Annotated in this window: 11 protein-coding genes; all 11 read left to right on the plus strand. The window is 47.4% G+C overall.

Annotation, left to right across the window (positions count from 1 at the left end; genetic code table 11):
• Positions 1–1,529, plus strand: a 1,529-nt coding sequence (locus ACOCD2_RS04830) for a hypothetical protein (RefSeq protein ID WP_419625622.1), incomplete at its 5' end; no start/stop codon positions are given.
• Positions 1,526–2,500, plus strand: a complete 975-nt coding sequence (locus tag ACOCD2_RS04835) for a hypothetical protein (RefSeq protein ID WP_419589465.1) — start codon at positions 1,526–1,528, stop codon at positions 2,498–2,500. The genes ACOCD2_RS04830 and ACOCD2_RS04835, both read left to right, overlap by 4 nt.
• 4 nt (positions 2,501–2,504) lie before the next feature.
• Positions 2,505–5,681 (plus strand): BREX-1 system adenine-specific DNA-methyltransferase PglX, encoded by a 3,177-nt coding sequence (pglX, locus tag ACOCD2_RS04840; RefSeq protein ID WP_419625624.1) that lies wholly within the window; start codon positions 2,505–2,507, stop codon positions 5,679–5,681.
• A 5-nt stretch (positions 5,682–5,686) separates the two neighbouring features.
• The gene (locus ACOCD2_RS04845; RefSeq protein WP_419625625.1) at positions 5,687–6,250 is read left to right on the plus strand and encodes a hypothetical protein; all 564 of its coding nucleotides are present in this window, start codon (positions 5,687–5,689) and stop codon (positions 6,248–6,250) included.
• 34 nt (positions 6,251–6,284) lie between these two features.
• The gene (locus ACOCD2_RS04850; protein ID WP_419589463.1) at positions 6,285–7,367 is read left to right on the plus strand and encodes a DUF262 domain-containing protein; all 1,083 of its coding nucleotides are present in this window, start codon (positions 6,285–6,287) and stop codon (positions 7,365–7,367) included.
• Entirely contained in the window at positions 7,351–8,490 is a 1,140-nt protein-coding gene (locus ACOCD2_RS04855) for an AAA family ATPase (RefSeq protein ID WP_419589462.1), read from the plus strand. Before ACOCD2_RS04850 ends, ACOCD2_RS04855 begins: the two co-directional genes overlap by 17 nt.
• A gap of 1 nt (position 8,491) precedes the next feature.
• Positions 8,492–9,442 carry a hypothetical protein gene (locus ACOCD2_RS04860; protein WP_419625626.1) on the plus strand — a complete coding sequence of 317 codons (951 nt, stop codon included), beginning with the start codon at positions 8,492–8,494 and terminating at the stop codon, positions 9,440–9,442.
• A gap of 7 nt (positions 9,443–9,449) precedes the next feature.
• Positions 9,450–9,665: a hypothetical protein gene (locus ACOCD2_RS04865; protein ID WP_419589460.1), complete on the plus strand. Its 216-nt coding sequence runs from the start codon at positions 9,450–9,452 to the stop codon at positions 9,663–9,665.
• Between the two features lie 34 nt (positions 9,666–9,699).
• On the plus strand, positions 9,700–10,677 hold the full coding sequence (locus ACOCD2_RS04870; protein ID WP_419589459.1) for a Fic family protein: 978 nt from the start codon (positions 9,700–9,702) through the stop codon (positions 10,675–10,677).
• Positions 10,674–10,904: a GxxExxY protein gene (locus ACOCD2_RS04875; protein ID WP_419589458.1), complete on the plus strand. Its 231-nt coding sequence runs from the start codon at positions 10,674–10,676 to the stop codon at positions 10,902–10,904. The genes ACOCD2_RS04870 and ACOCD2_RS04875 overlap by 4 nt, the downstream gene beginning before the upstream one ends.
• On the plus strand, positions 10,901–11,817 hold a 917-nt coding region (gene pglZ, locus ACOCD2_RS04880), incomplete at its 3' end, for a BREX-1 system phosphatase PglZ type A (protein WP_419625627.1). The genes ACOCD2_RS04875 and pglZ, both read left to right, overlap by 4 nt.

Consider the following 11,817-nt stretch of genomic DNA (forward strand, 5'->3'; position numbering starts at 1 on the left):
AGTACATCCGCCAGAATATCTCCACCACCCAGCAGGATGCCATCCGGCGCATACTGTCTGACAAAGGTGTGCGCAACCAGGAGCGTTATGCCGATATCCAGCAAAGCGTAAAGACATTGCTCGGCCAGGCCCGGTTGATCGTGGCAGGAGCCGATGTGGATGTCGGCGGAGAAGACCCTCAATCCCGCATCACCAAGGGCTTCTACGAGCTGATCGAGCGTACCTATCCCAATCTCTCCATGCTCCGGGGGATCGAGTACAAGGAAAGCGACGTGTCCCGGTATCTTGAAGGCAGCGGGCTTGACCTGGGAGACAACCTTTCCGAGCAAGAGCAGGAAGTGCTGGCATTTGTTCACAGCAACCAGCGGGGTGGCGTTCGGACTACCCTGAAATCCACGCTGGAGCATTTTGAGCGCAAACCCTATGGCTGGTACTACGCCGCCATTTTGTGCACGGTCGCCATGCTCAGCGCCCGCGGGAAGCTGGAATTGCGCAGCGATAGCGATATCCTTGAAGAAGACCCGTTGCGCGATGCACTACTGAACAGCCGGGGACACGGCAATGTGGTGCTGGAACCCCAGGTGGAGTTCACCGCATCCCAGGTGCGCAACCTGCGGGAGTTTTTTGAAGACTTTTTCGACGCGCCCCCAAAGAGCACGGAAGCCAAGGCGTTGGGCAAGGAGACGGCAGAAGCCTTTGCCGAGCTGGTGAACAGCCTCGAACGTCTGTTGACCCAAGCAGACGATTATCCGTTCCTCAACGTCCTTCGCCCCGAACTGGACAACTTCAAGGAGATAGCGGGCAAGCCTTACACCTGGTTCCTCACCGAACTGGGAAAACAGGAAGATGAACTGCTGGATCTCAAGGACGACCTCATCGGGCCTGTCCAGAAGTTCATGGGAGGCAGCAGAGCCCAAATCTACAAGGAGGCAAAGCGCTATCTAAAGGAACAGCAGCCTAATCTTGTCTATATCGAAGGCAAAGAAGTGGATCAGATACAAGGCATCTTGAATGATCCAAAGTGCTTCAGGGGCAATGCAATCCAGAATCTGAAAACATTGTATGAAAAGCTGAAGAAAAATGTGGTCGAACAGTTGGATCAGGAAAAAGAATCAGCTAAGAAAAAGCTTGCCAAATTGCTCAATCGTCTGGAACAGGTGGAAGAATTCCAACAGTTGACGAGCGAGCAGCAGTCAGAAATCAGAAGTGATTTTACTCAAGAGCAGCGCAAATTGGATGATCAGCAGTTGATCGCTGTTATACGGGATGAACTAGATCGTTTTGAAAATGCCAAATATCCGCAACTGCTGTTGAAAATAAGCCAATGGATAGAACCAAAGAAGCCGGGGGGTATCCGTGATGCAGCTAAGGAAGATGAAGAGCAAACGATTTTCGTGTCTTTGAAGTCTCTTTCTATCGACTTTGACAAGGTGTGGCTTGAAAGAGTCGATGATGTGGACGATTACTTAGACCATCTGCGCAGTGTCCTGATTCGGCAGATTGAAGATGGAAAGAAAGTACAGATATGAATGGCCATTCCGGTGGGAGATCAATGATGCAGGAGCAGGTAGATATTCGCTATTTGCTAAGAATATATGCACTAGGACCCCATCCGGAGCTGGAAATCTCTCATGAGGCATTTGAGGGAATAAAAAGTTCAAAGGCAATATTGAACGCAGGGCTTTCCATGGAAGAAAAATATGAGGTTCTGGTGTCCAATTATCTTGAGTTTGAAAAGGAGATGTTGATCTATTCTGCGGAATGCATGATCAGAAATAACTTGAACACAGATGCATTCTCGAAAATCAAAATGGATCTCAATAGGCGGTTGGTCAACATAATGACAGCAGCAAGATCATATATTGACCAAGTAAGCAGAGATATTAGAAGCATCGTACCTCACGAAATAAAAGAAAACGATTTCGTAAAGAAAGCATTATCTGATAAATATGATGAGCTATTCGAATATAGGTTTATGGAATCCCTGAGGAATCATGTGCAGCATAGAGAGTTCCCAGTACATTACATGGAAATTAATCGATTCTGGGATAATGGAGAACGTGCGCAGGGATCAGGCTTGGCATTTGACGTTGAGTTGGCTTCAGAAAAGGCAGACCTTTCTCAAAACCTAAAATTCAAGACGAGCGTATTAGAAGAAATGCCGGAAAGAGTAGACCTGAAAAAAGCGGTAAGAGTATATATCGAAGCGATCAGCGATGTTCATTCGTCATTGAGGCATAGAGTGTTAAATGCCTTAACGGATTCTCGAGAAAATATTGATACATATATTGGTTTGTATGCAAGAAAACGGCCAAATCCCATTGGACTATATGCAATTCGTGAGGAAAACGGAATATATGTTGAGAAAGTATCACTGTCAACAGAATGGGATGATGTGCGTCAAAAGCTTACACAAATAAATATGCGACTCGTCAATTTGTCCCGTCGATATGTAACGAGCAAATTGACTTTAAAAAAGGAAAATAAGGGAAAAACATAAATTCATGGATACCGCCAAACTCAAAAAATTCGCCCAATACGCCCGCCGCAATCTGATTGAGCAGGTGTCCAACAAGCTGGATCTCGTACTGAGCCAGGAAAGCCCCGAACGGCGCGAGCATCCACAGGCGGTGAAAAAGCTGGAAGAACAGATCCAGTCTCACGGTGAGGAGCAGGTGATCGAAAAGGTAGCCTATATCTGGTTCAACCGCTTTTGCGCCCTGCGTTTCATGGACGTGAACCGCTATACCCGCATCGGCGTGGTATCGCCCGCAAAGGGGCAGTTCCAGCCGGAGATTCTGGCTGAAGCCAAGATGGGGCATATTGATGAAGGCATGGTGGACGAGTCGGTCAGACAACAGATCTTCGCCCTGCTTGATGGCAAAACCCCCAGCCAGGATCCACAGGCCGAGGCGTACCGGCTGCTGGTCGTGGCGATCTGCAATTACTGGCATGGTTCGATGCCATTCATGTTTGAGCGCATTGCCGATTTCACCGAATTGCTGATGCCCGACGACCTGCTCTCGGGTAATTCCATTCTTAGCCTTACACGCGAAGCGATGACGCCGGATGCCTGCGGAGCAGGCAGTAATCAGTTGTCAGTTGTCAGTAATCAGATGTCAGTAATCAGTAATCAGGAAAGGCAAACCAACGAACTGACTGATGGCTGTGGGCTGAAGACTGATAGCTCAGCCGCCGCAGGCGGCGTGGAAGTAATCGGCTGGCTCTACCAGTTCTACATTTCCGAGAAGAAAGATGAGGTCTTCGAGGGGCTGAAGAAGAACAAGAAGATCACGCCGGAAAACATCCCCGCCGCTACCCAGCTCTTCACCCCGCACTGGATTGTGCGTTACCTGGTGGAAAATTCTCTCGGACGCCTGTGGATGCTCAACCGCCCTGATTCACGTCTGGTTGAGCAGATGGACTACTACATCAAACCTGAAAATCAATTAACCGCGAAAGACGCGAAAAACACGAAAGTAAAAGAAAAAAATAATTTTAGCGATGTTAGCGCTTTTCGCGGTTCCGAAGATTTTTTAGTGGTGAATTCTCCGGAAGAGATCAAGATATGCGACCCGGCCTGCGGTTCCGGCCACATGCTGACCTATGCCTTTGACCTGCTCTACGCCATCTACGAAGAGGAAGGCTACGAGCCTGCCGAGATTCCAGAGAAGATCCTCACAAATAACCTCTACGGCATCGAGATCGATGAACGTGCCGGGGAGTTGGCAGCCTTTGCCCTGACCATGAAGGCCCGCGCCAAACAGCGTCGGTTTTTCCGTAAGCAGGTGCAGCCCAATATTTGCGTACTGGAGAATATCAAGTTCGGTGAGGATGAGCTGAAGGAGTATATGGACTTTATCGGGCGCGATCTGTTTACTGCACCATTGCAAACTACCCTGCACCAGTTTGAAGAGGCCGACAACTTCGGCTCACTCATCCGCCCGGATCTCACCGATGTAGAAGAAATAGTCCGAGTTCTGGATGCCAAAGATGTTTCTGGACAGTTATTCCTTAGCGAAACACATAAAAAGGTACTGCAAGCCCTGCGGCAGGCCGATTACCTGAGCTCGAAATACCATGTAGTGATTGCCAATCCGCCGTATATGGGTGGCAAGGGGATGAATGTGCGGCTGGCCGCGTGGGCAAAGGACAATTATCGCAACAGTAAGTCAGATCTATTTGCCATGTTCATTGAACGTAATCTTGAACTTGCTCAGAAGTATGGGGCGGTATCGATGATCACGATGCAGAGTTGGATGTTCTTGCCAACATTTGAGTCCATGAGACGATCAATGCTAACTGCAGCGCCGCCAATAAGCGTGGCGCATTTGGGCGTAAGGGCTTTCGATACTATTGGTGGAGAGGTGGTCTCAACAACTGCGTTTGTGCTTGGAAAAGGCTACCCAACAAATACTAGGTCGATATTTATCAGACTCATAGATGGTGACTCTGAATTAGAGAAAGCCCGTCTCTTTATAGAGGCCTTACAAGACACGTGGTGCAACCGGGTTTTCACACATAGCCCAGAACAATTCCAGCGCCTTCCAAGTGCATCTTTGGCCTATTGGGTTTCGGAAGGTGTACTGGGCACTTTTGAATCAGACAGCATCTCAACTTTGATTGAAGTGGAAGGAAAAAATATAACGTCTGACAATGAGCGGTTCCTCAGATTTATTTGGGAGGTGGCATCTAATGATCGGGGAAGGGAATGTAAATGGCTCCTGTATTCAAAAGGTGGTGCTTTCCGGAAATGGGCTGGTAACCTTGAGCATGTTGTTAATTGGTCAGAAGATGCCAGATCCTTCTATAGAAAGCATTCGTCAGGAAGGATCATACCTGAAGATTACTGGTACCGAAGCGGAGTGACTTGGTCGCCTATATCCACAATGAAATCGGGTTTTCGCTTTCTCCCCCAAGATACCACATTTGACACGAAAGGTTTGGCAGTCTTTCCCTCTGGCAAGACAAACAATTTCGAATTGCTTGGAATTCTAAATTCTAAGTTGGCTTCTATTGCTCTTGAGATAGCGAATCCAACAATGTCTATTAACTTGTTTGATGTAAGAACTATACCTATTCCACTGAAATCTATACCGAGGAACCAGCCGCTGCTTACTGAGCAATTGGTGGAGATAGGCACACGAGACTGGGATTCATTTGAGACCTCCTGGGATTTCACCAGCCTACCGCTACTAAACTCTGGCTACCTCCAGCCATCTCTAAATGCCACCTACCAAAAACTCCGCGCTCACTGGAGGGAGGTGACGCTAAAGATGCAGCGATTGGAGGAAGAGAACAACCATATCTTCATCAAAGCCTATGGCCTGGAGGATGAGCTGACGCCCGAGGTGCCACTCAACGAAATCACCCTGATCTGCAACCCGCACTACCGCTACAACGGCGACAAGAGTGAGGATGAACTGGAAGCACTGTTGCTGGCCGACACCATGAAGGAGTTTATCTCCTATGCCGTGGGTTGCATGTTTGGTCGCTACGCACTGGAAAAACCGGGGCTGATCCTCGCCAACCAGGGCGAGACCATTGATGACTATTACAAGAAACTATTAACCGCTAAAAGCGCGAACAGCGCGAAAGAAGGAAACACTTTTAGCGATTTTAGCGCCTTTCGCGGTTCCATATCTTTTCCAGATCTTTTCCAGCGGATGATGACAATGTGATTCCGATGCTCGACGGTAACTGGTTCACCGATGATATTACCGAGCGTTTCTACAAGTTCCTGCGAGTGACATTTGGTGAAGAGCATTACGAGGAAAACCTTGAATTTATCGAGCAGGCCATTGGCAAGAACATCCGCAAGTACTTCCTCAAGGATTTCTATGCGGATCATGTGAAACGCTATAAAAAGCGTCCGATCTACTGGCTGCTTTCCAGCCCCAAAGGCAGCTTCAATGCCCTGATCTACATGCACCGCTATCGCCCGGATACCGTTAGTGTGGTACTCAATGATTACCTGCGCGAATTCCGCGCCAAGCTCGCCTCCCGCAAGGATCACCTGGAAGCCGTCAGCATCAGTGCCAGCGCCAGCAAGGGCGAAAAGACCCGGGCACTGAAAGCGATCGAAAAACTGAAAAAAATCATTCTCGAACTAGAGGACTACGAAAGAGATGTACTCTACCCACTGGCCACCCAGCAAGTGGAAATCGACCTTGATGATGGCGTGAAAGTAAATTACAACAAGTTTGGAACGGCCTTGAAAAAAATCCCCGGCCTTACTGTGAAGAAGTAGGAGATCTATAAATATGAATTATACTCAAACACAAGTGATCGAAGAAGAGGTCGAGGGACTGGATAGAGATGAGGATTCATCTCTCGGCGATTATCCTATAGATACCTTATTGATTCGAAATGAAAACCGTACTGTACATGATGTACTGCGGCGTATTGAGAAAGGCACCTTTATTATGGACCCAGACTTTCAGAGAGATTTTATCTGGAAGGAGGATAAGCAGGGAAAATTGATCGAGTCTGTATTGATGCGCATTCCACTGCCTGTTTTTTATCTGGCTGAGAATCAAGAGGGTGAAATGGTGGTAGTAGATGGATTACAGCGTCTTTCTACCTTTCAGCGGTATGTGAACAATGAATTTGCATTAAAACTTCCCCATCAGAAAGAACTGCATAATAAGAAATTTGATGATCTCTCACCCAAGCTTCAAAACCGAATTGAGGATTGCAATTTAATTCTGTACGTCATTGATGCGAAAGTACCGGTGCAGGCGCTATTGGATATTTTTGAGCGGGTGAATAGCGGTATACCTTTAACACGTCAGCAGATGCGGAATTGTCTGTTTTCTGGACAGGCTACCAAGTTTCTTAAAAGAGAAGCGAGTACTGATTTATTCAAGAAAGTAACTGGTGGCAGCCTTGATCCTAACAAGATGAGAGACAGGGAATTTATTAATCGATTCTGCGCATTTCAACTTCTGGGGCTGGATGGTTATAAAGGTGATATGGATGATTATTTGGCAAGAGCATTGGAACACATGAATGAATTGGAAGCGAGTAAATTGGAAAAACTATCATCTGAGTTTAGAACCTCGCTAAAAAATAACATGACCGTATTTGGAAAATATGCCTTTAGAAAACATTCTAGAGATACAAGTAGGCGTAGCGTTATTAACGCTTCATTGTGGGATGTAATGTCTACTGGTTTATCTCGTTATCCGGAACATTTGGTTGAGGCGCGAGTTGAACGACTTAAAGACGCTTTCTATGAACTTCTTGATGATGATGAGTTCTCAGCGTCGATTACATTGGGAACCAACCAGGTCAATCGAGTAGTGACACGATTTGCCAAAACCAATGAAATGCTGCAGGAGGTGTTTGATGATTACGCAGGTTAATCTGAAGCACTTCAAATGTTTTGAGCTGCTCAAACTACCATTGACGAATCTTACTTTACTATCAGGCGCAAATGCATCGGGTAAATCATCAATTCTTCAGGCGATGGTGTTACTGCATCAAACGATGAGAGAGCATGAGTGGTCGACCCGGTTAATGCTAAATGGTAATACGCTGAAACTTGGTACGGTAGCAGATGTGGTCGATAAGGTTCATGGCCGTCATGCTTTTGAGATAGGGCTGAGGGAGGGTAGTGACGCCTATTCATGGGAGTTTTCAGGGGACAGATCCGATATGTCCCTGACTATTGATAGTATCGATATCAGTGGTTCCGTTACGACTAATCCAAAAAAGCTTCAGTTTATGTTTCCTGATGATAGTAACAATACTGCTGTAAACCTGGCTAATCGAATACGCGGGCTTACCTATATAACAGCTGAGCGGATCGGACCGCGTGAGTTTTATCCCCTGGAAGACAGGCAAAATGCAAGTGTTGTCGGGCCAGCAGGTGAATATGCAATCAGTATACTGCATTCGGGCCGCGATGAAAAAGTTCTCAAAGGTTTGGAAATTGACGATGTGCCTGCAACACGTTTGCGGCAAGTAGAAGCAAGGATGCAGACTTTCTTTCCTGGGTGTGGTCTGGCTGTAGAGAAAGTACCTCGCATGAATGCGGTCACACTAGGGTTGCGTACATCCGAAGATACAGATTTTCATCGCCCGGTTAATGTCGGATTTGGTCTTACGCAGGTTCTTCCTATTGTTGTGGCGGCATTATCAGCTAATTCGCATGATATTTTATTGATAGAAAATCCGGAAGTTCATCTTCATCCTGCAGGGCAGGCATTGATGGGCCAGTTTTTGGCCGATGTGGCCAGTGCGGGTGTGCAGGTGATAATTGAGACACATAGCGATCATATTCTCAATGGTATTCGACGCGCTGTCAGATCGAAAATATTGAAGCCTGATCAAGCCACGTTACATTTTTTCAGACCTCGAAAAGACAATCAGTCTCAAGTCATTTCCCCACAACTTGATGAAACCGGTAATGTTGATATATGGCCAGAAGGGTTTTTTGATCAGTATGATAAGGATATGAATCATTTTGCGGGGTGGGATGAATAACATGGAGTTGTTGGTAAACGATTTATCCATTCAGGGGCAATTTACAGATATTGAATCATTTCGTGAAGCTATCATCCGGCTTATGGGGATGCGAAATCTTTGTCGAAAGTTTGGTCATGAATTGTATTGCCATAAAAATATGGCTCATGCACAAGTTACTAACGCGATGATAATGCCCCAGGCCATACAGCATTTTCCTCGACCGGAGCAAAGTGCCTTGATGCAATGGCTGACTAGAAACGGCCCCTATTGGGAAGATTATCAGGAACACGGATCTGATGATTATTTTGAATGTAATGACGAAATCGTTACAGATAGCGCCGTAGGTGAAGCAGCCTATCGTTGCTTTCATGCCGGTATGTGTCAGTTGGTTAGCATGATCCCTTCAGATTGGGAGGAATCACCTCTTTCTGTTTGGTGGAGGGATAATGGTGATGTAGATAAACAAGTGGGGGTTATTAACCACCTTGATGCAGGAACTATCGAAGAAGTATTGCGTAATGAACAAGCTCCATTGGAGTCGTGGGTACAGCTAGAGGCGACCTGTCGCGCTCGTTTCATTAACATTCGGTTCGCAGAGGATGCGTTTTCCCCCCTTTCTGGTCATCCATTTGTGCCGGGAGCCGCCCAACGAATCATTGAAAGACTGGATATACTGGATAGATTAAAAACCTGCTTTCATGGGGGAACTAGAACACCGGAGGGAAACCTGATTTATCAGAAATACTTTACTGGTGATAAAGCATGGTTTTCTGATTCCTCAGATGGTGAAAAAAGAGAATTCAAGAGAGAATTGACCTTTAAGCATCCTGACAATGCAGGTGAAACATTGTTCTGTCCGATGCATGGAAAAGTGAAAACACCACAGATTCGTATTCATTTCTCCTGGCCTGTGACAGACAACACAGAGCTTTATGTCGTTTATGTCGGCTACAAGATCACTAAACGGTAAAATGTTTATGAACAACGCCCGCTCACAAGGAGAAAAAACCAAACTCCTAAAAGATAACGATAAGTTGAATAATATGGTCTATGAGATGGAGGGATATAAACGCAACATCCTCCATCCACGCGCAACTGAACAGGTCGAAATCAACATTGATAATGGCGTAAAGGAGAATTACAACAAATTAGGTAATGCGCTGAAGAAAGTGGTGGAGTTGAGCGCCAAATGAAAGGGATGGCAGTACATCGGCAGGGGCATTTTCTGTGAAGCATTACATCCCTCCATGCAGTATCACCCCCGAAATGCTCTCGCTGGTCGCTTCTATCGCCGAGGCCGTCGGGCGAATGCAGGCCACGGGCATGACTTTGCGGTTACGCCGGGTCAATCGTGTTCGTACCATTCAAGGCTCCCTGGCTATCGAGGGCAATACCCTGGATGAACAGCAGATTACCGCCATACTCGAAGGAAAACGGGTGGCTGCCCCGCCGCGTGAGATTCGGGAAGTGCAAAATGCCCTGGCGGTGTATGACAAGTTACCAGAATGGAATCCACTGCAGGAAAGGGATCTGCTGGCAGCGCATGCCCTGCTCATGAAAGGCTTGCTGGAGTCAGCCGGATCCTACCGCCAGCGGGGTGTTGGTGTAATGGGACAAAACGAAGTCGTACACATGGCGCCACCGGCAAACCGCGTGCCCGAGTTGATGACCAATTTGTTCCAGTGGTTGCAACAAACCGATTTTCATCCCCTTGTTGCCAGCTCTATTTTCCATTACGAGTTCGAGTTCATCCATCCTTTTGATGATGGTAATGGCCGAATGGGGCGTTTCTGGCAATCCTTGTTGCTGTATCAATGGAGCCCGGTGTTCGAGCATCTGCCCATCGAGAGCATGATATTCGCTCATCAGCAGGATTACTATGACGCCCTCAATCAGAGCACTCAGGCGGGTGATTCGGCGCCTTTTCTCAGTTTCATGCTGCGAACCATCAAGGCAACGCTGGATACTACCCCCCAAGACAACCCTCAACACACCCCCCAAGTCGAGGCCTTGCTGGGCGTATTGCAAGGCGAAATGACCCGCAGTGAATTGATGACGGCTTTGGGGCTGTCTGACCGCAAATCCTTCCGTGAACGCTATTTGCAACCTGCGCTGCAAGCCGGACTGATTGAAATGACTATCCCTGACAAGCCCAATAGTCGTTTTCAGAAATACCGAGTGGTGACTATGGAAATAAAAGAATGAACCACATAGATTTAACCGCGAAAGACGCGAAAAACGCGAAAAAAACACTTTTGTTCAAAGATGAGTGTTATGTCATTCAGGGAGCCGTTTTTGATGTCTATCGGGAAATGGGTTGCGGATTTCTTGAGGTGGTTTATCAAGAATGTATGGAAAAGGCGTTGCTAAAAAGGCAGTTTCCTTTTCGCGCTTTTAGCGCTTTTCGCGGTTCAAAGGGGTTTTCAGGATGAATAACCGAATCAGCAAAGCCCTGACCAAACTCTTCGAGCGCCATCGCATTATCTTTTGGTACGACGCCAAGCAGGAGTTGCAAGGCGACTTCGACGCACTGGAATTGCCGGAAATAGAAAAGGTCCAGATTGCCAATAATGAAATGGCGTTGAAGTACCGCATGCTCCGTGAGCAACCCAAACAAAAATTCCTGCTTTATCGGGCGGGTCCTCAACCTGATGATCTGGACAACTGGCTGCTGGATGTGCAGTTGGCGAATGGTGAGTTCCGCACTGACCAGGTGGCCCTGTGGCTCGGTGAACTGGAACTGGGCATGGCTTTCGCGGAAGTGGTTGAAGACCATGTTGAATTCTTCAAGGCTGCCAAGAGAAGGGAGGCTTTGAAACGACGCCTGGAATCCGATGATACCCCTGGCAGAGTCAGAATGAAGATGCTGTCGGTCTGTGCCCAGTCGGAGCCACGCCTGGATGCGGTGCTGGAAAGTCTGCTGGAGGAGCTGTCCGAGGAAGAAGATGGTCGATGGCGCATTCTCGTGCGCTGCGGCCTGGACAGCTATTTGTGGCAGCAGATGGAGCGCCAGTACGGTTATCACTCGGATGCTCCTGGCATCAAGGATTTTGTCATCGAGCTGTTCAAATCCTGTTATGCCATGGAAACCGGCGGGGATGTTCGTTTGTCTTCCGAGGCACTGGTATTTTTGCGGCGCTGGAAGGATAGCTGCAGACATGAGGCGGCTTTTGAAAATCTTGCTGATGAATGCGCCGGGATACTGAACATCGAGCAGGATCTGGAAAAGCGGGATTTTCGGGATCTTTTGGAAGTCGATTATTTCAGCTTGATCGATCAGAAGATTATCAGCGATCTGGTGCAGGAAGTGGTTGCGCGCACAGTGACACCAGGAGATGTTACCCG

This window comes from Thiolapillus sp. (genome assembly GCF_048562965.1).
GTDB lineage: Bacteria > Pseudomonadota > Gammaproteobacteria > Chromatiales > Chromatiaceae > Thiolapillus > Thiolapillus brandeum_A.